Annotated in this window: 19 protein-coding genes; 15 read left to right on the forward strand and 4 right to left on the reverse strand. The window is 74.1% G+C overall.

From position 1 onward, the window contains the following. Positions 1 to 135: 135 nt before the first annotated feature. Positions 136 to 828 carry a lysophospholipid acyltransferase family protein gene (locus tag ACLQ2W_RS18080; protein ID WP_107155667.1) on the forward strand — a complete coding sequence of 231 codons (693 nt, stop codon included), beginning with the start codon at positions 136 to 138 and terminating at the stop codon, positions 826 to 828. 12 nt (positions 829 to 840) lie between these two features. On the opposite strand, the gene ACLQ2W_RS18085 is transcribed toward ACLQ2W_RS18080, so the two are convergent. Beyond that, on the reverse strand, positions 841 to 2,802 hold the full coding sequence (locus ACLQ2W_RS18085) for a hypothetical protein (protein WP_425787454.1): 1,962 nt from the start codon (positions 2,800 to 2,802) through the stop codon (positions 841 to 843). A 214-nt stretch (positions 2,803 to 3,016) separates the two neighbouring features. Between ACLQ2W_RS18085 and ACLQ2W_RS18090 the strand changes: the two genes are divergently transcribed. From ACLQ2W_RS18090 to ACLQ2W_RS18140, 11 genes are all read left to right on the forward strand, one after another. Beyond that, on the forward strand, positions 3,017 to 5,002 hold the full coding sequence (locus ACLQ2W_RS18090) for a TIGR03960 family B12-binding radical SAM protein (protein WP_425787455.1): 1,986 nt from the start codon (positions 3,017 to 3,019) through the stop codon (positions 5,000 to 5,002). A gap of 168 nt (positions 5,003 to 5,170) precedes the next feature. Next, complete coding sequence (locus ACLQ2W_RS18095; protein WP_107155670.1) at positions 5,171 to 5,608, forward strand: hypothetical protein; 438 nt, start codon at positions 5,171 to 5,173, stop codon at positions 5,606 to 5,608. A gap of 13 nt (positions 5,609 to 5,621) precedes the next feature. Continuing rightward, positions 5,622 to 7,046 carry a hypothetical protein gene (locus ACLQ2W_RS18100; protein WP_425787456.1) on the forward strand — a complete coding sequence of 475 codons (1,425 nt, stop codon included), beginning with the start codon at positions 5,622 to 5,624 and terminating at the stop codon, positions 7,044 to 7,046. 10 nt (positions 7,047 to 7,056) lie between these two features. Next, positions 7,057 to 8,298, forward strand: a complete 1,242-nt coding sequence (gene mycP, locus ACLQ2W_RS18105) for a type VII secretion-associated serine protease mycosin (protein WP_425787457.1) — start codon at positions 7,057 to 7,059, stop codon at positions 8,296 to 8,298. Positions 8,299 to 8,359: 61 nt separating this feature from the next. Beyond that, positions 8,360 to 9,175: a TIGR03936 family radical SAM-associated protein gene (locus ACLQ2W_RS18110; protein WP_425787458.1), complete on the forward strand. Its 816-nt coding sequence runs from the start codon at positions 8,360 to 8,362 to the stop codon at positions 9,173 to 9,175. A gap of 130 nt (positions 9,176 to 9,305) precedes the next feature. Continuing rightward, positions 9,306 to 12,467 (forward strand): Rne/Rng family ribonuclease, encoded by a 3,162-nt coding sequence (locus ACLQ2W_RS18115; RefSeq protein ID WP_425787459.1) that lies wholly within the window; start codon positions 9,306 to 9,308, stop codon positions 12,465 to 12,467. 121 nt (positions 12,468 to 12,588) lie between these two features. After that, entirely contained in the window at positions 12,589 to 13,059 is a 471-nt protein-coding gene (locus ACLQ2W_RS18120) for a hypothetical protein (RefSeq protein ID WP_425787460.1), read from the forward strand. A gap of 187 nt (positions 13,060 to 13,246) precedes the next feature. Continuing rightward, positions 13,247 to 13,564, forward strand: coding sequence for a 50S ribosomal protein L21 (gene rplU / locus ACLQ2W_RS18125; protein ID WP_091072401.1), 318 nt, complete (start codon positions 13,247 to 13,249; stop codon positions 13,562 to 13,564). A gap of 10 nt (positions 13,565 to 13,574) precedes the next feature. Continuing rightward, entirely contained in the window at positions 13,575 to 13,829 is a 255-nt protein-coding gene (gene rpmA, locus ACLQ2W_RS18130; protein WP_091072397.1) for a 50S ribosomal protein L27, read from the forward strand. Positions 13,830 to 13,918: 89 nt separating this feature from the next. Further along, the gene (gene obgE, locus ACLQ2W_RS18135) at positions 13,919 to 15,373 is read left to right on the forward strand and encodes a GTPase ObgE (RefSeq protein ID WP_425787461.1); all 1,455 of its coding nucleotides are present in this window, start codon (positions 13,919 to 13,921) and stop codon (positions 15,371 to 15,373) included. A 70-nt stretch (positions 15,374 to 15,443) separates the two neighbouring features. Further along, entirely contained in the window at positions 15,444 to 15,893 is a 450-nt protein-coding gene (locus ACLQ2W_RS18140) for a GNAT family N-acetyltransferase (RefSeq protein WP_425787462.1), read from the forward strand. 261 nt (positions 15,894 to 16,154) lie between these two features. Here ACLQ2W_RS18140 and ACLQ2W_RS18145 read toward each other — a convergent pair whose 3' ends face one another. Beyond that, on the reverse strand, positions 16,155 to 16,631 hold the full coding sequence (locus ACLQ2W_RS18145) for a DUF4383 domain-containing protein (protein WP_405090844.1): 477 nt from the start codon (positions 16,629 to 16,631) through the stop codon (positions 16,155 to 16,157). 196 nt (positions 16,632 to 16,827) lie between these two features. Between ACLQ2W_RS18145 and ACLQ2W_RS18150 the strand changes: the two genes are divergently transcribed. From ACLQ2W_RS18150 to ACLQ2W_RS18160, 3 genes are read left to right on the forward strand one after another with little or no spacing between them, the layout of a single operon-like run. Further along, entirely contained in the window at positions 16,828 to 17,610 is a 783-nt protein-coding gene (locus ACLQ2W_RS18150; protein ID WP_425787463.1) for a hypothetical protein, read from the forward strand. A gap of 31 nt (positions 17,611 to 17,641) precedes the next feature. Next, positions 17,642 to 18,094 carry a phage holin family protein gene (locus ACLQ2W_RS18155; RefSeq protein WP_405090842.1) on the forward strand — a complete coding sequence of 151 codons (453 nt, stop codon included), beginning with the start codon at positions 17,642 to 17,644 and terminating at the stop codon, positions 18,092 to 18,094. After that, complete coding sequence (locus ACLQ2W_RS18160) at positions 18,091 to 18,729, forward strand: DUF3618 domain-containing protein (RefSeq protein WP_405090841.1); 639 nt, start codon at positions 18,091 to 18,093, stop codon at positions 18,727 to 18,729. The genes ACLQ2W_RS18155 and ACLQ2W_RS18160 overlap by 4 nt, the downstream gene beginning before the upstream one ends. 41 nt (positions 18,730 to 18,770) lie before the next feature. Here the strand turns inward: ACLQ2W_RS18160 and ACLQ2W_RS18165 are convergent, their stop codons facing one another. Continuing rightward, entirely contained in the window at positions 18,771 to 19,850 is a 1,080-nt protein-coding gene (locus ACLQ2W_RS18165) for a glycosyltransferase (protein WP_425787464.1), read from the reverse strand. A gap of 119 nt (positions 19,851 to 19,969) precedes the next feature. Beyond that, the gene (locus ACLQ2W_RS18170) at positions 19,970 to 21,217 is read right to left on the reverse strand and encodes a cytochrome P450 (protein WP_425787465.1); all 1,248 of its coding nucleotides are present in this window, start codon (positions 21,215 to 21,217) and stop codon (positions 19,970 to 19,972) included. Positions 21,218 to 21,396 lie beyond the last annotated feature (179 nt).

Raw genomic sequence — 21,396 nt, forward strand, 5'->3', positions numbered from 1 at the left:
AACGCCTTCGGTAGAGAAGGGGCCCCGTCTCACCCGACGCACCGGCGGGTGGACTGCCCGCCACCCGCTCGGCCGGGGGTGGCGGCGTCGGCTACCGTGACAGCGCCTGTTCCGCGTACGACCGCCGGAGGACCCGTGCCCCTGCTCTACACCATCGGCAAGCTCACCGTGGCGCCCACGCTCCGGTTGGCCTTCCGTCCCCACGTGGAGGGGTTGGAGCACATCCCGGCGACCGGCGGTGCGATCTTCGCGGGCAACCACCTCTCCGTCGCGGACGAGCTGCTGCTCGGCACCGTGGTGCCCCGCCACCTGGCCTTCTGGGCCAAGTCGGAGTACTTCAACGGCACCGGGGTGAAGGGCGGCTTCTCCAAGTTCGTGCTCACCGGGCTGGGCGCGATCCCGGTCGAGCGGGCCGGCGGTCGGGCGGCGCTGTCCGCGTTCGACGCGGCCATCCCGGTGCTCCAGGCCGGTGACCTGGTCGCGGTCTATCCGGAGGGCACCCGCTCGCCGGACGGGCGCCTCTACCGCGGGCGCACCGGCGCGGCCCGGCTGGCGGTGGCCGCCGGCGTGCCGATCATCCCGGTCGGCGTCACCGGCACCGACAAGGCCCAGCCGATCGGGACGCGGGTGCCCCGCCCCGGTCGCGCCAAGATCACCATCAAGTTCGGCAAGCCGCTGGACTTCACCGGCCGGCCCGACGACCGGACGTCGCTGCGGACCATGACCGACGAGCTGATGACCGAGATCCAGAAGCTCACCGGCCAGGAGTACGTCCCGCGCTACGCGCCGAAGCGCGCCGAGCAGACGCCGGGCGAGTCGCCCGCCTGACCCGGCCCCGGGTCAGGACTTCTTCGGGACCACCACCTGCTCCCGCAGCTCGTTCAGCAGCCGGCCGCTGTCGTCCACCGACAGTCGGGTGAACACGCCCGTGGTCAGACTGCCGTAGTCGACCGAGGTGCACACCACCACCGCGTCGTCGTCCGTCCGGCCGACCGCGCAGCGCTCGTACCGGCCCCGCACACCGGTGTCCACGCTGACCGAGGCTTGCAGGGCGTAGTCGCCGGCCAGGCGCTTCAGCTCGGCCTCGGCGTCGGACTCCGGGGTCAACCGGAAGCCGGTGCTGCCGAAGAGGGTCACCCGCTTGCCGTCGTCGGTGGCGTAGATGCCGGCGAACGTGTCCTCGGCGAGCAGGTCCGCCTGGCGTACCTGGCTCTTCAACTCCTCGGCGGCGGCCCGGCTGCGCTCGTCCTGACGCAACTGCATCGAGTCGAGCTGGTCCGGGAGGCTGGCGCTGGCCGGATACTGGCTGGACAGCGGCTGGACCCACCACAGCGGGACGCCGCAGCAGCAGGCCACGGAGAGCAGCAGCACCCAGGGCCAGCGGCGCCGCCGGCGTCGCGGCGCGTACCCCTTGGGCGCCTGCCACCCGGGCGGCGGCGCGACCGGCGGCGGAGTCCCGCCCCGGCGCTGCTTCGGCGGTCGGGCCTGCTTCGGTGCCCGGGGAGCGACCACCGGGGCCGGTGGCGGAGTGTGCGCCGGCGGTGACACCGGGCGGGCGGCGGGTGACGCCGGGTACGGCGGCGTGTGCGCGGGTGGCGAGACCGGCCGGGCGGCCGGCGGCCCCGGGTACGGCGGGGCGGGCGCCGGCGGTGACACCGGCCGCACGCCCGGCGGCGGGGCGGGGTGCGGCGCCGGGTGCGCCGGCCAGGGCGCGGTGTACGGCATGGTCGCCGGTGGCGCCGGCAGATCGGCCGAGTGGAGGTCCCAGCCGGTGGTGTCCACGCCCGCCCACGGGTCGACCGGGGTGGCGTGCTCGGGGGAGCTGACCGGCGGTACCGGGGTGGGCTCGGCCGACTCGCCCCAGCCGCGCCGGCGCGGCGGCGGGGGCGGAACCGCGGCGGAGCCGCTCCACCGCGGCGCCGGCGGCTCGACGCGGGTCGGCGGTGACCCGTTCTCGACCCGGGTGGCGTTCGGCCCCGGCTCGATGCGGGTGGCGTTCGGGCCGGTCTCGATGCGGGTGGCGTTCGGGCCGGTCTCCATGCGGGCGGCGTCCGGCGCGTTCTCGACCCGGGTGGGGTGCGGGCCGTCCTCGACCCGGGTGGGTGCCGGTTCCGGTGGCGGTGGGGTGGCGCGGCCGGGCACGGCCGCGGAGCCGCGGGCCCGGCCGACCGGTACGGCCGGCACTGCCGGGGTGGCGTCGGTGCCGGTGCCGGTGCCGGTGCCGGAGGTTGGCGGCGCCTGGTGTTCCGCGTCGGTGTCGGGCGTCGGCGGCGCGTCGCGCTCTGCCCCGGTCCCGACGGCGCTGGTCCCGACGGCGCTGGTCCCGACGGCGCTGGTCCCGACGGCGCTGGCCCCGACGGCGCTGGTTCCGACGGCGCTGGTCCCGACGGGTTCGGTCCCGAGAGTGTCGGTTCCGACGGCGCTGGTTCCGACAGCGTCGGTTCCAGCGGGGCTGGTCCCGGCGGCGTCGGTCCCGGCGGCGTCATCGTCGGCCGAGGTGTCCGAGGTTGCCGAGGCGTTCGCTGCCTCCGACGGCGTCGAGGCGTTCGAAGGGTCGGGGACCTGCGAGGTGGCTCCCGCGGTGACCGGCTCCCCGGCCCCGGCGATGGGGGCCTCGTCGGGCGCCGCCACCAGCGGCACCCCGGTCTCCGGTGCGTCGGGTGGAGACGGCGCGTCGGGTGGGGACGGCGGGGTGGTGGCCTGGGCGTCGGCCGGCGTCGGTACGGCGGTCGACGGCTCGGTGACGGCTGGCCCATCGGCCCCGTCGGCCGGCCGGCCCGCCTCCGGCTGCGGCTGCGACATCGCGGCAATCTCCTCTCGCGCCCGTTGCGAGGTTAGTACCGCCCCGCCACCCCCGACGAATCCCCGCCTCCGCCCGCCAGCCCGATGATCAAGGAGTTCGTGTCGGCCCAGGGCCCGGATCCGCGCGCCAACTCCTTGATCAACGGGGACGGGGCCGGGGGGAACGGTGCCGGTGGGGGAGGGCGGGGTGGGGGACCGCGTATCCTTGGGCATCATGAGTGCCCCGTCGACGACGCCGCGCCCGGTCGCGGCCAATTCCGTGTGGCCCCGGCTGGAGCCGCTGCTGCCCCAGGTGACCAAGCCCATCCAGTACGTCGGGGGCGAGTTGGGCGCGGTGGTCAAGGACTGGGACGCGGCGACCGTCCGCTGGGCGCTGATGTACCCGGACGCCTACGAGGTGGGCCTGCCCAACCAGGGCGTGCAGATCCTCTACGAGGTGCTCAACGAGCTGCCCGACGTGCTCGCCGAGCGTACGTACGCGGTCTGGCCGGACCTGGAGGCGCTGATGCGCGCCCACGGCGTCCCGCAGTTCACCGTCGACGCGCACCGCGCGGTACGTGACTTCGACGTGTTCGGCGTCTCGTTCTCCACCGAGCTGGGCTACACCAACCTGCTCACCGCGATCGACCTGGCCGGCATTCCGCTGCTCGCCGCCGACCGCACCGACGCCGACCCGGTGATCGTGGCCGGTGGGCACGCCGCGTTCAACCCGGAGCCGATCGCCGACTTCGTCGACGCCGCGGTGCTCGGCGACGGCGAGGAGGCGGTGCTGGAGATCACCGCCATCGTCCGGGAGTGGAAGGCCGAGGGCTCCCCGGGTGGCCGGGACGAGCTGCTGCTGCGGCTGGCCCGCACCGAGAGCGTCTACGTGCCGCGCTTCTACGACGTCGACTACCTGCCCGACGGCCGGATCCAGCGGGTCGTGCCGAACCGCCCGGACGTGCCGTTCCGGGTGCACAAGCGCACCACGATGGATCTGGACGCGTGGCCGTACCCGAAGAAGCCGCTGGTCCCGCTCGCCGAGACGGTCCACGAGCGGTACGCGGTGGAGATCTTCCGGGGCTGCACGCGAGGCTGCCGGTTCTGCCAGGCCGGCATGATCACCCGCCCGGTGCGGGAGCGCTCGATCACCACGGTCGGCCAGATGGTGCAGCAGGGGCTGGAGTTCTCCGGCTTCCACGAGGTGGGCCTGCTGTCGCTGTCGTCGGCCGACCACTCCGAGATCGGTGACATGTGCTCCGGCCTGGCCGAGCAGTACGCCGGCACCAACGTCTCGCTGTCGCTGCCGTCGACCCGGGTGGACGCGTTCAACATCGACCTCGCCCAGGAGTTGTCCCGCAACGGGCGGCGGACCGGCCTGACCTTCGCCCCGGAGGGCGGGTCGGAGCGGATCCGCAAGGTGATCAACAAGATGGTGTCGAAGGAAGACCTGATCCGCACCGTGGTCACCGCGTACACCAACGGCTGGCGGCAGGTGAAGCTCTACTTCATGTGCGGCCTGCCCACCGAGACGGACGAGGATGTCCTGGAGATCGCCGACATGGCGCACGAGGTGATCCGGGCCGGCCGTGCGGCCACCGGGTCCAAGGACATCCGCTGCACGGTCTCCATCGGCGGGTTCGTGCCGAAGCCGCACACCCCGTTCCAGTGGGCCTCGATGTCCACGCCCGAGGTCATCGACGGCCGGCTCAAGCTGCTCAAGCAGGCGATCAACAGTGACCGTTCGCTGGGCCGGGCGATCGGCTTCCGCTACCACGACGGCGAGCCGTCGCTGATCGAGGGCCTGCTGTCCCGGGGCGACCGCCGGGTCGGCGCGGTGATCCGCAAGGTCTGGGAGAACGGCGGCCGGTTCGACGGCTGGAGCGAGCACTTCTCGTACCAGCGCTGGGTGGACGCGGCGGCCGAGGCGTTGCCGGCGTTCGGGGTGGACCTCGACTGGTACACCACCCGGGAGCGCGAGGAGTTGGAGGTCCTGCCCTGGGACCACCTCGACTCCGGTCTGGACAAGGACTGGCTCTGGCAGGACTGGCAGGATTCGCTGTCCGAGTACGAGCAGGACGACTGCCGCTGGACGCCCTGCTTCGACTGCGGCGTGTGCCCGTCCATGGACACCGAGATCCAGATCGGCCCGACCGGCCGCAAGCTGCTGCCGCTGACGCCGGTCGGCGGGATGCGGCTGCCCGCGGCGGCCCAGGGCTGAGCCGCACCGACGCGTGACGGAGCGCGGGAACCCCTCGGGGGGCCCGCGCTCCGTCGTGTCACGTGTCGACCGTCGGGCGGTCGGGGCGGGGCTGCCCCGGCTGGTGCTTCCTCGATACGCTGCGTCCGTATTGGACCGGCCGGGCCGGTAGCGGGGGAGGACAGCAGCATGGGCATCACACCGCCGGACACCGGCGACCTGCACGTCAGCGTCGAGGACCTGGACGCCGCCGCCGACTACGTCGAGCGCCTCAAGCAGTACGTCGACGACACCATCGGCTACGAGATGGAACGCATCAAGGAGCGGATGAAGGGCGACAGCAACAACGCCCAGGCGGTGCCGAACGGCACGCCGTTCGGCGCGTACGAGGACGCGCGGATGCAGTGGGCGGCGCTGACCCGGTCGACGGCCAACATGGAGGCCCATCTCAAGGCCATCTCCAGCAAGCTGGCCGGGCTGAAGAAGGGCACCGAGGACATCGCGAAGGCGTTCCGCGACGCCGAGGCCCGCAACGCCGCCAACGGCAAGCAGATCGAGCGGCTGCTGGAGTCCGCGGCGCCGCCGCCCGAGGCGGGGCAGCAGCCCACCTACCCGTACCCGGCCTGAGGGAGAGGCGATCATGGCTGGAGGCACCTGGGAGCGCTGTGTCCGGGAGGTGACGCTCTCCGCGGATCCGGAGACGGTCGGGTCGGTCGGCGTCGGCTGGAGCAACCTCTCCGCCGGGCTCGGCCACCTGCGCGACGCGCTTGTCGGGCGCTCGTTCGTCGGCCCGATCGCGTCCGGTCAGGAACGCCCGCACAGCGGCGGTCTCCCCGGGCTGCTGGCCGGCTGGACGGGCAGCGGCGGTGACGCGTACCGCGAGCACCTGGGCGGCATCGGCAAGGACATCGAGGAGCTGATCACCCACGCCAGTGACGTCAGCGGCGCGCTGTCGCGGATCGAGGGCGACATCCGCAAGGCGGTGGCCAGCATCCCGATCCCGCTGATGGACGACTTCGGCTGGAACGAGTGGAGCCTGCCCGGCGGCACCGAGCTCGACGACGCCCGCGACGGCGAGAGCCAGTCCGGCTTCCTCGCCTCGCTGCGCAGCGACTACCAGCAGAACCAGTCGCTCTACGCCGACGGCGCGTTCCGCGACAAGGCCGACGACCTCGAGGCGACGATGAGGGTCGACGGCAACGCCGACGACCAGAAGCGTGGCGGCTGGTGGGACACCAAGTCGCACCTGGACAACTGGTACCGGGACAACCAGGAGGCGGCCAACAGGGCGATGTCGCCGCTGCCCGCCGCGGTGGAGACCGAACGCCCGAAGCTGGTCGTGCCCCAGCCCTCGGCCAATGACGCGCGTGACGGCTACACGCCCGACAACCGCGTCCCGCCGTCCGGTGTGCCCGACACCGGGTTGCCCGGCGGTGGTGGTGGCGGGGGCGGCAAGGTGCCCTCGCTGGGCAGCACCGGCATCGGTGGTGGCGGCGGTGGCTCGTACGGTGGCGGTTCGTTCTCACCGCCGCCCACCACGGGCGGCGTCGATCTCGGCGGCGGCCAGACCGGCGGTGGGTCGTCCGTCCCGCCGGTCACCGGTGGCGGCTACCCGGGCTCGGGTGACCACGACTACGGCACCGGCCTGGCCGGCGCGGGCGGGCCGGGCACGATCACGACCGGCGGTCCGGGCAGCGCGTTCGGCGGCGGTGGGCTGGGCACCGTCGGTGGTGGTGGCGGGTTCGGCGGCGGCGGCGCCGGGCTGGGCGCCGGTGGTGGTCCCGGCGGTGGTGGTCTCGGCGCGGCCGGCGGGCCGGGCGTGGGTGCGCTGCCCGGGCTGGTCGGCGGCGGCAACGGCAAGGTCCCGCCGCTGACCAGCGCCGCCAGCGCGCTCCGCAACGCGGCCGGCGCGGGTGCCGGCGGGGGCATGATGGGCGGCGGGATGATGGGCGGGCACGGCGGCGCCGGGCACGGCGGGGGCGGTGGCGAGCACTCGTCGTGGTTGACTGAGGACGACGATCCGTGGGGTGCCGGTGACAGTGCGTCCCCGGGCATCCTGCGATGAGGACGGACGGATGAGGGCGCACGTCGCCGCGCTCCGGCCGGTGGCGGCCGGCCTGCTGGCCGGCCTGACGGTGCTGGGCGCGGCCCAACCGGTGGTCGCCGCGCCGCGCCGGGCCGAGCAGTGGTACCTCGACGAGCTGCGCATCGACCGTGCGCATCGGATCTCCACCGGGCGTGGGGTGGTGGTCGGCGTGGTGGACACCGGTGTCGACGCCACCCATCCGGCGCTGCGCGGTCGCGTGCTGCCCGGCGACCGCAGCTACGGCGCCCGGGGCGACGGCCGGGAGGACCCGGACGGTCACGGCACGCACATGGCCGGCATCATCTCGGCGGCGAACGTCGGCGACGGCGTGGACGGCATCGCGCCGGACGCCCGGATCCTGCCCATCAAGCAGGAGCCCGGCCCCGGAACCGTGCCCGACGGCGCGTCCGCCCTGGGCATCCGGATGGCGGTCGACGGGGGCGCGACGGTGCTCAACCTCTCCTTCGGCCGGGCCGGCGCGCCCGACCCGGACGAGGAGGAGGCGATCCGGTACGCGCTGGCGCGCGACGTCGTCGTGGTCGCCGCCGGCGGCAACCGCAAGGCGGGCGACGTGGACATCGCCTCGCCGGCCCGGATCCCCGGCGTGATCGCGGTGACCGGCACCACCCGGGGCGGCGGCTTCTGGTCCGGCTCCGCCCAGGGCCCGGAGGCGGTCGTCGCCGCGCCGGCGGACGGGATCTACAACGCCGGTCGCGACCACGGCTACGGCTGGGGTGACGGCACCTCCGACTCCAGCGCCATCGTCTCCGGCGTCGCGGCGTTGATCCGTGCGAAGTACCCGCAGCTCTCCGCGTCCGACGTGATCAACCGGATCATCCGCACCGCCCGGGACGCCGGCCCGTCGGGCCGGGACCCGCAGTTCGGCTTCGGCCGGATCGACCCGGTGGCGGCGCTCACCGCGGACGTGCCGTCGGTCTCGGTGAACCCGCTGCTCGACCCGGCCTCGCCGAGCGCGGCCGCGCCGCAGGCGGCCGAGGACGACGACTTCGACGTGACGGAGTACGGCGACCGCGGCGGCCCCACCGACCAGCAGGTGCTGGTGGTCGGCATCGGCATCGCGGTGGCCCTGGTGGTGCTGCTGGCGCTCGTGGTGTTCCTGATCTGGAACCGGCGCCGGCACCGACGTGAGCTGGCCCGGGTGGCGCAACTCCCGGACGACGCGCTCGACCGGCTGGACGGCCCCACCCCGGCCGGCGACCGCCGCCCCTGACCACCCCACCGTAGCGGGGGTGGTGGGGGCGGGTGTGGGAGGCGGTGCGGGCTGCGCCAGGATGGGACGGACACGCGCAGGCACAGCCGAGGAGTTCACGATCGCCAGAAAGCCTCAACCCGAGGGCGGCCAGGCGCCCGTCGTCCAGCGGGTCCGCATCCGGTACGCCAAGCGTGGACCGCTGCGGTTCACCTCGCACCGGGACTTCGCCCGGGCCTTCGAACGCGCGTTGCGCCGCGCCGGCGTGCCGATCGCGTTCTCCCAGGGCTTCACCCCGCACCCCAAGATCTCGTACGCCTCCGCGGCGCCGACCGGCGTGGCCAGCGAGGCGGAGTACCTGGAGATCGGCCTCCGTGAGCCGGTCGACCCGGAGCGCCTCCGGGCCGCTCTGGACGCCGCGCTCTCGCCCGGGCTCGACGTGCTCGAGGCGGTCGAGGCGTCCGGTGGCAGCCTGGCCGACCGGATCGAGGCGTCGTACTGGCGGATCGAGCTGCCCGAGGTCGATCCGGACGTGCTCCGGGCCGCCGTGGCGGCCTTCACCGCCGCCGAGGAGATCCAGGTCGAGCGGATGACCAAGCAGGGCCGGCGGACGTTCGACGCCCGCGCCGCTGTGATCGCCATCGATGCGCTGGTGCCGGCTGAGACGCCTTCCGGAGCGGCGACCGTACCGTGTGCGATACTCGAACTGGTCGTGCGGCAGGTCACCCCGTCCGTGCGACCCGATGACGTCCTTTCCGGCCTCCGCGTGGTGGCGGACCTGGAGCCGCCGGTCACCCCGAAGGTGATCCGGCTGGCGCAGGGCACGCTGACCGCGCAGGGCGAGATCGTCGATCCGTTGGACGCGGATCGCGACGGGGCAGCCATCGGAGGGCACTGACCGACGGTCAGCGCTCTGGCAGGCAGACTTCGGCGGTCGCGCACCTGCGCGCCCGGCGGAAACACCTTTGCGGCAACCCTGCGTGGCAGCGCTCAACCGCGCCCGGGGCAGCCAGAACTGGAGAACGTCCATGCTCGAGAACGAGCCCGAGGGCGGCGAACGGACCGGCGCCGAGCCGGCCGACCCGACCGCCACCAGCACCGACGGCGTCGCCGAGGTGAAGCCGCCGCCCCGCAAGCGGGCCAGCCGCCGCAAGGTCGCGCCGCTCAACCAGCCGGAGCAGACCGACGCGCCGGTCGAGGCGTCCGCCGCGGCCACCGGCAGCGGCGAGTCGCCGCAGGCCGAGGTGTTCGCGCCGGTGGCCGGTGAGTTGGAGGCCGCGCCGAAGACCACCCGCCGGCGCCGGAAGGCGACTCCGGCGAAGGCGGTCGAGGAGCCGGTGGCCGCCGCCGAGGTGCAGGCCACCTCGGACGAGGTGGTGCCGCCGGTCAAGGTCACCCGGACCCGCCGCCGCAAGGCCACCCCGCCCGCCGCCGAGCCGATGCCGGCCGCCGAGTCGCCGACCGAGGCGTCCGCCGAGGTCACCGGCCCGTCGGTCGAGCCGGCCACCGGGGCTGCCGGGCCGTCGGGTGGTGCCGTGGTCGACGGACCGGTCTCGGTGCCGGGCGGCGCGGGCGAGATCGCCGAGGGCCGGGCCCCGCTTGACGAGGACGTGCTCGACGAGGACGCGGTCGGCGAGGACGCCGTGGACGAGCCCACCCCGGGCGAGGGCGCCACCCGGTCCCGTACCCGCGGGGCCGCGGGCGAGGGCGGTGCGCGGTCGCGTGCCGGCGGGCGGCGCGTGTCCCGGCGTACCGACGAGGTTGACCTGGCCCGGGCCGGCGGGCCGGCGGACGCCACCGGCGTGGTGTCGACCGGCGCCGCGGTGCCGGGTGTGGCGGACGAGCCGGCGGCCGAGGAGCGGCCGGCCACCGGCCGCCGGCGTCGCGCGGCGCTCTCCGCGCCCACCGTCCTGTTCATGCCCCCGCAGCCCGAGGAGGCCCCGGCGGTCCGGGTCACCTACCCGGCCGTCGAGGAGGCGGCGGAGGAGCCGGTCGAGACCGGCCGCCGTCGCCGTCGCGGCCGGCGGGAGGCCGAGCCGGTGGCGGCCGAGGTCGAGCCCGAGGCCGTCGAGGAGGAGGAGCCGGCCGCCGAGGCGGACGAGTCCGCCGACGCCGACGCCGAGGACGACGACGACACCGCCGAGGGTCGCCGCCGCCGCCGTCGTGGTCGCCGGGGCCGTGGCCGGGGCAAGGGCGGCGCCGACGAGGCCGACGAGGACGAGACCGGTACGGCGGAGCCGGCCGAGGCGGAGGCCGAGGAGAGCGACGAGGAGGCCGAGGGCGACGGGATGACCCGTCGTCGCCGTCGGCGTCGTCGCCGGGGCGCGGGTGAGGCGGAGACCACCACCGAGGACGGCGTGCCCACCGTCGTCAAGATCCGTGAGCCGCGCAAGGCGGTCGACGAGGTGCAGGGCGTCTCCGGGTCGACCCGGCTGGAGGCCAAGCGGCAGCGCCGCCGGGACGGCCGCGAGCAGCGGCGTACCCGGCCGCCGATCCTGAGCGAGTCGGAGTTCCTGGCCCGCCGCGAGGCGGTCGACCGGACGATGGTGGTGCGCCAGCGTGGCGACCGCACCCAGATCGCGGTGCTCGAGGACGGCGTGCTGGTCGAGCACTACGTGACCCGCAACTCGTCCGGCACCATGGCCGGCAACGTCTACCTCGGCAAGGTGCAGAACGTCCTGCCGAGCATGGAGGCGGCCTTCGTCGACATCGGGCGCGGGCGCAACGCCGTGCTGTACGCCGGCGAGGTCAACTGGGACGCCACCGGCCTGGAGGGCCGGGCCCGCTCGATCGAGCAGGCGCTGCGCTCCGGCGACCCGGTGCTGGTGCAGGTCACCAAGGACCCGATCGGGCACAAGGGCGCGCGGCTCACCAGCCATGTCGCGCTCTCCGGCCGGCACCTGGTCTACGTGCCCAACGGCAACGCCTCCGGGATCAGCCGCAAGCTGCCGGACACCGAGCGCAAGCGGCTGCGGGACATCCTCAAGAAGCTGGTGCCGGACGGCGCCGGGGTGATCGTCCGGACCGCGGCGGAGGGCGCCAGCGAGGACGAGCTGGCCCGGGACGTCAAGCGTCTCCAGGCGCAGTGGGACGACATCCAGGCCAAGGCCGCCTCCGGCGGTGCCCCGGTGCTGCTCTACGAGGAGCCGGACCTGGTCATCCGGGTGGTCCGGGACCTCTTCAACGAGGACTTCCGCGAGCTGGTCATCGAGGGCGAGTCGGCGTACGACGTGGTCGAGTCGTACCTGTCGCACGTCTCGCCGGACCTGGTGGCGCGGCTGCGCCGGCACGCCGGCGTCACCGACGTGTTCGCCGAGTACCGGATCGACGAGCAGATCCTCAAGGGGCTGGACCGGAAGGTCTTCCTGCCTTCCGGCGGGTCGCTGGTGATCGACCGGACCGAGGCGATGACCGTCGTCGACGTCAACACCGGCAAGTACACCGGCTCCGGCGGCAACCTGGAGGAGACGGTCACCCGCAACAACCTGGAGGCGGCCGAGGAGATCGTGCGCCAGTTGCGGCTGCGCGACCTCGGCGGCATCGTGGTGATCGACTTCATCGACATGGTCCTGGAGTCGAACCGGGAGCTGGTGCTGCGCCGGCTCACCGAGTGCCTGGGCCGGGACCGGACCAAGCACCAGGTCACCGAGATCACCTCGCTGGGCCTGGTGCAGATGACCCGCAAGCGGATCGGCGCGGGCCTGCTGGAGGCGTTCAGCGAGACCTGCGAGTGCTGCAAGGGCCGGGGCGTGGTGATCCACACCGAGCCGGTGCCGGAGAAGCCGCGTGCCGCTGGCGCGGGGGAGAAGGTCAAGGCGGTCGCCTCGGCGGTCGCGCCGGTCGAGGAGAAGGGCCGTCGCCGGGGTCGCAAGGCCGCGGCGGAGAAGCCCGCCGTGGAGGCCGCGGCGGAGTCGCCGGCCGCCGCCGCGCCGGAGCGGACCGTCGTCGAGGTGGCCGAGTCCGCCGACGACTACTACGACACCCAGGGCTACGACCTGTCCCGGTTCGAGACCGAGACGCCGGCCGCCCCGGCGGTCGCGGACAGCCAGGAGGGCGACTCGGCCCGACTCGCCGCCGCTGACGACCCGGACGCGATCGGCGACGGCGACAGCGACGACGAGGGCGCCGACGGCGGCTCGTCGCGGCGGCGGTCCCGCCGTGGCGGCGCCCGGCGGCGTACCCGGCCGTGAGCCGCTGACCTGCGTGGCGTTTGACAGGGCCCCTGGTCCGGCAACAGAGTGCCGGGAGCAGGGGCCCTGCCGTTGCCCGTCGACCCCCGGTCGGGCCGGCCGCGCCCCGGAGGGAGAAGACATGCGCCGGGTGTTCGCGGTCACCGCGTTGACCGGACTGCTGCTGGCCGGGTCGGGCTGCGCCGAACGGACCGACCCGTTCTCGGTGGGCTTCGCCTCACCGGCCCCGGCGGCCACGTCGCTCACTCCGGCCCCGACCGTCACCGGCGACGCGGGGGTCTGCGCCCGCGCGAAGCAGGCCGGGTCCGTGGCCGTCCAGACGTACGTGCAGAAGCTGGCGGAGATGCTGCGGGCGGGCGGCACCGGGGACCGGGGCACGGAGAAGGCCGCCCGGCGGGACGCGGAGGCCGCGCTGGCGGGCTGGCGGGACGTGCTGCGGGAGCAGTCCGGGCGGGCCACCGACCCGCGCCTGCGGACGCTGCTGGCGGACCTGGCCACCGAGGTGGGCGGGCTCGGCACCGACGTGCGGAAGATCGACGAGACCGCGTTCGACCGGCTCCAGCAGCGGCTCGACCAGCTCTGCCCGGCGTGACCGGCAGCCCGGTTTGGGCGGCGGACCGGGTATGGCGTACTCTTGCCTGCGGCGCACTTTGGTGTGCCTAGTTCCCGCGCGCCCGCGCCGCCGGTGTCACGGCTCCCGGCGAGACGCCGTGGGAACGACCCGCCGGCAACGGTGGGAAAAGACGCCAGCAGCCTCAACGACAGGGAGTGCGCCTCCGATGTACGCGATCGTCAAGACCGGCGGCAAGCAGTACAAGGTCGCCGAGGGCGACGTGATCGAGGTCGAGAAGCTCACCGGTGCCCCCGGTGACGCGGTGAAGCTCACCGCGGTGCTCCTCGTCGACGGTGACGACCTGGTGACCGACGCGGCGAAGCTCGCCAAGGTCGCGGTGTCCGGCGAGATCGCCGCGCACACCAAGGGCCCGAAGATCCGGATCCACAAGTTCAAGAACAAGACCGGCTACCACAAGCGTCAGGGTCACCGGCAGCCGCTGACCCAGATCAAGGTGACCGGCATCTCCAACAGCGGGAAGTAGGTCGTCGGAAATGGCTCACAAAAAGGGTGCGTCCAGCTCGCGTAACGGTCGCGACTCCGCGGCCCAGCGGCTCGGCGTGAAGCGCTTCGGTGGTCAGGTCGTCAGCGCGGGTGAGATCCTCATCCGTCAGCGTGGCACCAAGTTCCACCCCGGTGACCTGGTCGGCCGTGGCGGCGACGACACGCTGTTCGCGCTGTCCGCCGGTTCGGTGCAGTTCGGCACCAAGCGCGGTCGCAAGACCGTCAGCATCGTGCCTCAGCAGTAGTTCGAAGCCGAAGCGGGCCGCGGACCTCGGGTCCCGGCCCGCTTCGGCTTTCCACGTGCGGGGCGGACCCCGCTGGAAGGATTGGCGTCGTGACGACGTTCGTTGACCGGGTCGTCCTGCACATGCAGGCCGGCGACGGCGGGCACGGCTGTGTCTCGATCCACCGGGAGAAGTTCAAGCCCTTCGGTGGCCCGGACGGCGGTAACGGCGGCCATGGCGGCAGCGTGTCGCTGGTGGTCGACCCGCAGGTCACCACGCTGCTCGACTTCCACTTCCGGCCGCACCTGAAGGCCGAGAACGGCAAGGGCGGGGCCGGCTCGAACCGGGACGGCGCCAACGGCCGCGATCTGGTGATCAAGGTGCCGAACGGCACCGTGGTCCAGACCCTGGACGGCGAGGTGCTGGCCGACCTGGTCGGGATGGGCACCACCTTCGAGGCGGCCCGCGGTGGCCGGGGCGGTCGGGGCAACGCCTCGCTGGCCAACGCCCGCCGCAAGGCGCCCGGCTTCGCCGAGCTGGGTGAGCCCGGCGACAAGCTCGACGTGGTGCTGGAGCTGAAGAGCGTCGCCGACGTCGGCCTGGTCGGGTTCCCGTCCGCCGGCAAGTCCTCGCTGATCTCGGTGATCTCGGCCGCGAAGCCGAAGATCGCCGACTACCCGTTCACCACGCTGGTGCCCAACCTGGGCGTGGTCCGGGTGGACAACCACACCTTCACCGTCGCGGACGTGCCGGGCCTGATCCCGGGCGCCGCCACCGGCAAGGGGCTGGGCCTGGAGTTCCTTCGCCACGTCGAGCGGTGTGCCGTGCTGGTGCACGTGGTCGACACCGCGACGCTGGAGCCGGGCCGCGACCCGCTCGCCGACATCGACGCCATCGAGTCGGAGCTGGCCCAGTACGGCGGGCTGGCCGACCGGCCCCGGCTGGTCGCGCTGAACAAGGTCGACGTGCCGGACGGGAAGGACCTCGCCGACATCGTCCGGCCCGACCTGGAGGCCCGTGGCTTCCGCGTCTTCGACGTCTCCAGCGCCACCCGCGAGGGCCTGCGCGAGCTGACGTACGCGATGGCCCAGGTGGTCGACGAGGGCCGCCGCGCCGTTCCGGACGTCGAGCCGACCCGGGTCGTGCTCCGCCCGAAGGCGGTCGACGACGCCGGTTTCACCATCGAGGCCGAGGCGGACGGCTCCTACACCGTCCGGGGCAGCCGGCCGGAACGCTGGGTGAAGCAGACCAACTTCGACAACGACGAGGCGGTGGGCTTCCTGGCCGACCGGCTGGCCCGGCTGGGCGTCGAGGAGAAGTTGGCCAAGGCCGGCGCGCAGGCCGGCGACCTGGTGCGGATCGGCGAGCGCGAGTTCGACTGGCAGCCGACGCTCTACGCGGGCGTCGACTTCACGCCCGGCAACCGGGGCACCGACGTGCGGTTGGAGGACAAGTCGACACGCCCCTCGGCCGCGGACCGGCTGGAGGCCCGCAAGGCCCGCCGGCAGCGCCCGGAGGACGAGATCGAGGCGGGTCCGACGGCGGAGGACACGGACGACGATTAGTTCGGTCGCGTCCGTGTTGCGGACGTTGACCGGAAACCTCCGTGAAATCCGGCCGACCTACCGTGACGGGATGCTGATCGAATGCCGGCCCGCCACCGATCCGGAGGTCGCCGCGCTCGTCGTGGCCCAGCAGCGTGAGCTGCGGGACGCCGACGGCGGGCTGGACGGGCAGGTCACCGTCACCCACTCCGACATCCGTTATCTGGCGGCCGTGGTCGGCGGCCGGGCGGTCGGCTGCGGCGGTCTCCAGGCGCTCGACGCCGACACCGGCGAGCTGAAGCGGATGTACGTCCGGCCGGCGTACCGGGGGCGCGGCATCGCCCGGCAGTTGCTGCTCGCGCTTGAGGAACTGGCTTTCCGGCAGGGGCACCGGACGGTGTGCCTGGAGACCGGTGTCTACCTGCCGGCCGCCATCGCGCTCTACCGCTCCAGCGGCTACCAGCCGATCCCGGTCTACGGCGAGTACGTCGACAACCCCCACAGCGTCTGCTTCGCCAAACACCTCCCCGTGGCGGCGTAAGGAGGGGCCCCTTCTCAACGCCTGGCGTCGAGAAGGGGCCCCTTCTCACACACCGCTCAGGCGCTCGTCTGCGCGTGCGGGGCGGTCACGGCTGGGACTCGGGGCTGGCGTGGAACGCGCCGAGCATGGCGACCGGGAGCGCGTTGCCCCGCAAAACCGTGACATAGCCGGACCTCCTCGTCCCGCCCCGTTCACCGTCCGTACCGGGGCTCCTGCCCCCGGCCACCCCGGGGTGAACGCAGGCCGGCGTGTCGTCCCTGGTCAGGGCCGGTCGATCGGGATGTCCGGCCGGCCGCCGGCACCCACCTCGTTGTTCAGCAGCAGGCCCGCGGCGAGCATGCCGAAGCCGAGGAACAGGTGCAGCCAGTTGTCGGCGTCGTTGACCGGTACGAAGTTCGCCGCGCTCTCCCGGTCGATGGCGAAGCCGTACAGCCAGAGGACCAGGTAGAGCGCGCCGCCGCCGGCCAGGAACACCCGCGCGCCGGCCAGCCGCCGCGCGGCCAGCAGCCCGACCAGCCCGAACAGCAGGTGCACCAGGTTGTGCAGCACCGACACCTGGAACACCCCGAGCAGCTTCGCCCCCGAGTGGTGCCCGGCGAACGCCAGTTCGCCGTAGTGGGTGGTGACGCCGGGGACGAAGCCGAGCACACCGATCAGCACGAAGACGGCCGCGACCGCGAGCGCGACCTTCTGCACGGCCGGCCGGGCCGGCGGCGCTTCCCGTACGTCGCGTGCCATCGCTGTCACCCCCCGTGGCGCCCCACCCGGTCGGGCCGGACTCCCCATTCTGTGATCGGGACGGGTCGCCCACACAGAGAAATGACGAATCAGGCATGGACCCGGAGCTCAGGGGTAGGGAAATTGTCACGCGGAAAGTATTCGCGTGATCCCCCCGAACACAACCCGCTGGGAACGCACGAGCGGAAGGGACACCATGACTCAGAATCTTTCCCCCACGTCCGCCACGTACGAGTCGACGAACGGCGGCGGCGTACGCGATCAGGCCCGTCAGGTCGGCTCCGACGCCGCAAGCGCGGGCGGCGCGGTCGCCCAGACCGCCAAGGAGCAGGGTCGGGAGGTGGTGGGCGAGGCCAAGCGGCAGGCCCGCGACCTCTACGGCGAGACCCGCAACCAGGTCACCACGCAGGCCGGTCAGCAGCAGCAGCGGGCCGCCAGCGGCCTGCGGTCGCTGGCCGACGAGATGCGGTCGATGGCGCAGCAGGGTGGCGGCTCCGGGCCGGTCACCGAGCTGGCCCACCAGGCGGCCGAGCGCGTGCACGGCGTGGCCGGCTGGCTGGAGCAGCGCGAGCCGGGCGACCTGCTCAACGAGGTGAAGAGCTACGCCCGCCGTAACCCGGGCACGTTCCTGGTCGGCGCCGCCCTGCTGGGCGTGGTCGCCGGCCGGCTGACCCGGAACATCGCCGCGGTGGGCAACGACGACAGCGGCGTCCGGCCGGCCTACGACCCGGACCGGACCGCGGTCATCCCGACCACGCCAGCCGTGCCGACCCAGCCGGCTGGTGGCTACCTCGACCCGACGCCGGGCACCTACGCCGAGCCGGACCCGGGCTACTCCGCGCCGGGCGCGACCTACCCGGGCGGCGGCGCCCCGAACACCTGGGCCGACCCGGCCGGCGGCACCGGCCAGCCGCTGCCGCCGCCGAGCCAGACCGACCCGCTGCCGGGCGTGCCGTCGACCGGCGCTCCGCGCCCGTGAGCGGCCGGACCGGCAGAAGGGAGACCACGGCATGACCGTGCCGACGCAGGACCCCGGCTACCAGCCGGCGGGCGCCCCGCCCCACGCCGACGAGGTGCGGGGCAGCTCGATCGGGCAGTTGATGAGCCAGGTCACCGGCGACCTCTCCACGCTGATGCGGCAGGAGGTCGAGCTGGCCAAGGCCGAGATCCGCCAGGAGGGCAAGAAGGCGGGCAAGGCCGCCGGTCTCTACGGCGGTGCCGGCTTCGGCGGCTACATGGTGGCGCTCTTCGTCTCCGTCGCGGTGTGGCAGTTCCTCGACAACGTCATGGACTCCGGCCTGGCCGCGCTCATCGTGGCGGTGGTGTGGGCCGCGATCGCGGCGGTCCTCTACTCGAAGGCCAAGAAGAACGCCGAGCAGATCCGTGGCCTGAAGCAGACCAACGACAGCGTCCAGCGCATCCCGGACGCACTCAAGCCGCACCCGGAGGGAGTCACCCGATGAGCACCGATCCCGACCAGATCCGCCGGGAGATCGAAGCCACCCGCAACAACCTCAGCTCGGACGTGGACGCCCTGGCGTACAAGGTCAGCCCGAGCCGCATCGTCGACGACCGCAAGCAGCGCGTCCGCAGCGCGCTGACGAACGTGAAGGACAAGGTGATGGGAACCGCTTCCGACCTCGGCCACAGCACCGGCCACGCCGCCCACTCGGTGGGCGACCACGCGTCCTCGGCCGCTTCCACGGTGAGTGACAAGGCGCACTCCGCCGCCTCCACGGTGGGCGACGCCGCGCACCGGGCGCCGCAGGTCGTGCGGCAGAAGTCCCAGGGCAACCCGATCGCCGCCGGCGTGATCGCCTTCGGCGTCGGCATGCTGGTCTCCTCGCTGATCCCGGCCACCCGCCGCGAGCAGGCGCTCGCCGCGCAGGTCAAGGAGAAGGCGACCGAGCACAGCGGTGCGGTCAAGGAGAAGCTGGGCGAGGTCGCCGGCGAGCTGAGGGACGAGCTGCGCGAGCCGGCCCAGCACGCCGCCGAGTCGGTGCGCTCGACCGCGCAGGAAGCCGTGCACGCGGTCAAGGACGACGGCCGCAGCGCCGCCCAGGACGTACGGGAGAGCGCCCACCAGGCGCGCTCCTGACCGCGATCTGTTAAGCGGGGGCCCCTGCTATCGCTCAGGCGTTAACAAGGGCCCCCGCCTTCGCATGTCGCGACCCAGCGGGTCAGCTCGTCGGGGTGGTGCGGGGAAAGCCGCCGCAGGGACCGGGTGCTGTGGGCCGCTGTGCGTAGGCGGCTGCCCGCGTACGGCAGCCCGCCGCGCAGTCGCCGGCCCACCGCCAGCCAGGCGCACACGCCGCGCTCCAGCACCCAGGCGGGCGCCGCGAGCGTGGTGTGTGCCGGGAAGACCCGGGCACCGCCGGCCCGTCGCCGGCCCAGCTCCGCCACCGCGACCGTGACCAGCCCGGCCCGCACCAGCAGCCCCGGGCGGCGGGCGGCGAGCGCGACCACCGTGGCCGGCAGCACCGCCAGCGCGGCCAGCAGCCACGCCGGCCGGGCCGTCTCGTCGTACGCCTGGCGCACCCGCTGCCCGAGGAAGTGCCCGGCGGTGGGCGGCAGCCGCCGCACGTACAGCCAGGCCGGGGTGACCGTGCTGCCGCCGTACGCGCGGACGGTCCGCACCAGCTCCAGGTTCTCGAAGAGCACGTCCGGGTCGTAGCCGCCCATCGCCAGGAAGGTGCTCCGGCGCAGCGCCAGCGTGCCCGGCCAGTCCCCGCCGAACACCCGGGCGAGCAGCGTCCGTCCGGTGTCCCACCAGGCGTGCCAGGGCAGCGGGGCGAAGTGGTTCTGCGGCCGGACCAGGTCCACCCGGTCGAGCAGCTCGTGCACCGCGCGCAACGCCGACAGGTCGTACCGGACGTCGTCGTCGGCGATCACCACGTGCTCGTGCCGGGCCAGCGCGACGCCGGTGAGCACCCCGAGCGCCTTGCCGTTGCGCCCGCGCAGCGCGGGATCCGGCGGGACGTGCCGGACCAGCCCCCGCCAGGCGTCCGCGTGCCGGGCGAACAGCTCCGGTGGCGAGCCGTCGACCACCACCACGTCCACCCAGCGGCGCAGCTCGCGCAGGTAGCCGGTCAGCTCGTCGAGACCGTGGTCGTCGGCGGCGCGCAGCGGCAGGACGTACGCCATCGGGAGCCCGTCCGGCGCGGACGCCGCGACGGACCGGCCGGGGTGCGGCAGCGGTGGAACGGTCGCTCGGGTCACGTCGCCTCCGGTCGGGTCGGGTCCCGCGACTTGCCCGGAATGCGGCCCCTGAAACCGTTTCGACCGCCGTGACCCGGGTAGCGCAGGCCGGCTGACCGTGGACGGGTGCGGTGGGCCGCTCAGGCCGCTCGCCGCACCCCGTCGATGACCAGCCCACTGGGCGGCAGCGTCGGCATCCGGGTGAGGTCGAGCGCCAGGTCCTGCGGCGGGACGCGGTAGCTCATCGCGCCGGTCAGGTTGGCCACCGCCCGCTTCATCAACTCGATCGTGATCCACTCACCGGCGCAGCGGTGACCCGTGTCGTGGTCGCCGCCGCCCTGCGGGACCAGACCGAACGGGTCGTCCCGCCAACCGGCGAACCGCTCCGGGCGGAACCGCTCCGGCTCCGGCCACAGCTCCGGGTGGTGGTTGGTGCCGTACAGGTCGAGCAGCACCCGGCGGCCCTGCGGGAACGCGTACCCCCGCCACTCGAACGAGCGGCGCACCCGCGCGGCGGCCAGCGGGAAGAACGGGTAGTAGCGGCGGACCTCCTGCACGAACTGCTCGGTCGCGTCGTCGTCGCCGCGTACCCGGTCGCGCCAGTGCGGGTGGTCGTGCAGCGCCAGCGCGGCGAAGACCACGTACCGGTCCACCGCGACGGTGGGGCGCAGCACGTTGAGCAGCTCCACCGCGGCGATCCGGCGGGGCAGCGGCTGGCCGCGTTCGTCCCGGTGCTCGGCGACGATCCGCAGCGCGCTGCCCTCGGGCGCCGGCAGCGCGCCCGCGCGGACCCGCTCGACCAGCGCACCGGCCCAGCGTTCGGCCCGGCGGCGGCCGAGCAGGCCGCGCCAGTGCTTCGGGCCCAGCACCGCCGGTCCCTCGATCATGGCGTGCATCTCGGCGGTGCGGCGGCGCACGTCGGCCTCGGCCAGCGGCACCCCGGCCCAGGCCCAGACCGCGCGGGTCAGCAGCCGGCCCGTCTCGTCGTAGAGCACCACCGGCCCGTGTTCCGCCCAGACCGGGATCCGGGCCCGCCACTCGTCGTCGAAGAGCTGCCCGAGCCGCCGGACCGCGGCCGGCGTCATCATCGACAGGAACATCGCCTTGCGGGCGCGGTGCGCCGCCCCGTCGAGGCCCTGGACGCCACCCACCCCGGTCAGCGTGCGCTGGCCGCGCATCGGCGTGGCGCCGCGCCGGACGAACCGCTCCTCGTCGTAGAACAGCTCGGCGGCCTCCCGGCCGCGCAGGCAGATGGTCGGCTCCAGCATCAGCCGGGTCTGCACGACGTCGGAGCCCAGCCGGTCGCAGCGGGCGCCGACGAAGCGGTAGCCCTCCCGGAAGTAGGCAAGCGTGCTGTCCGGGCTCCGGTCACTCGGCATGGTGCTCATCTCGGTTGCTCCTGACCCGGCTCGGCGATCCCTGCGCGATCTGCGCTGCCTGGACCCTGCGCGGTCTGCGCTGCCTACCCGGGCCGGCGCGGCCGAATCCTCCGTTTCCGCAGATCCGCCCGCCCGGGGGAGGGCGGACCGTACACCCGGGCGCTGGCCCCTCCCGGGGCGCGGAAAAG

The organism is Micromonospora sp. DT227 (assembly GCF_049841835.1).
In the GTDB taxonomy this organism is placed as follows: domain Bacteria; phylum Actinomycetota; class Actinomycetes; order Mycobacteriales; family Micromonosporaceae; genus Micromonospora.

Coding starts and splice junctions, on each gene's coding strand:
- ACLQ2W_RS18085 (WP_425787454.1), bottom strand. CDS start 2,802: ATGTCGCAGCCGCAGCCGGAGGCGGGCCGGCCGGCCGACGGGGCCGAT.
- ACLQ2W_RS18090 (WP_425787455.1), top strand. CDS start 3,017: ATGAGTGCCCCGTCGACGACGCCGCGCCCGGTCGCGGCCAATTCCGTG.
- ACLQ2W_RS18095 (WP_107155670.1), top strand. CDS start 5,171: ATGGGCATCACACCGCCGGACACCGGCGACCTGCACGTCAGCGTCGAG.
- ACLQ2W_RS18100 (WP_425787456.1), top strand. CDS start 5,622: ATGGCTGGAGGCACCTGGGAGCGCTGTGTCCGGGAGGTGACGCTCTCC.
- mycP (WP_425787457.1), top strand. CDS start 7,057: ATGAGGGCGCACGTCGCCGCGCTCCGGCCGGTGGCGGCCGGCCTGCTG.
- ACLQ2W_RS18110 (WP_425787458.1), top strand. CDS start 8,360: ATGGGACGGACACGCGCAGGCACAGCCGAGGAGTTCACGATCGCCAGA.
- ACLQ2W_RS18115 (WP_425787459.1), top strand. CDS start 9,306: ATGCTCGAGAACGAGCCCGAGGGCGGCGAACGGACCGGCGCCGAGCCG.
- ACLQ2W_RS18120 (WP_425787460.1), top strand. CDS start 12,589: ATGCGCCGGGTGTTCGCGGTCACCGCGTTGACCGGACTGCTGCTGGCC.
- rplU (WP_091072401.1), top strand. CDS start 13,247: ATGTACGCGATCGTCAAGACCGGCGGCAAGCAGTACAAGGTCGCCGAG.
- rpmA (WP_091072397.1), top strand. CDS start 13,575: ATGGCTCACAAAAAGGGTGCGTCCAGCTCGCGTAACGGTCGCGACTCC.
- ACLQ2W_RS18140 (WP_425787462.1), top strand. CDS start 15,444: ATGCTGATCGAATGCCGGCCCGCCACCGATCCGGAGGTCGCCGCGCTC.
- ACLQ2W_RS18145 (WP_405090844.1), bottom strand. CDS start 16,631: ATGGCACGCGACGTACGGGAAGCGCCGCCGGCCCGGCCGGCCGTGCAG.
- ACLQ2W_RS18150 (WP_425787463.1), top strand. CDS start 16,828: ATGACTCAGAATCTTTCCCCCACGTCCGCCACGTACGAGTCGACGAAC.
- ACLQ2W_RS18155 (WP_405090842.1), top strand. CDS start 17,642: ATGACCGTGCCGACGCAGGACCCCGGCTACCAGCCGGCGGGCGCCCCG.
- ACLQ2W_RS18160 (WP_405090841.1), top strand. CDS start 18,091: ATGAGCACCGATCCCGACCAGATCCGCCGGGAGATCGAAGCCACCCGC.
- ACLQ2W_RS18170 (WP_425787465.1), bottom strand. CDS start 21,217: ATGAGCACCATGCCGAGTGACCGGAGCCCGGACAGCACGCTTGCCTAC.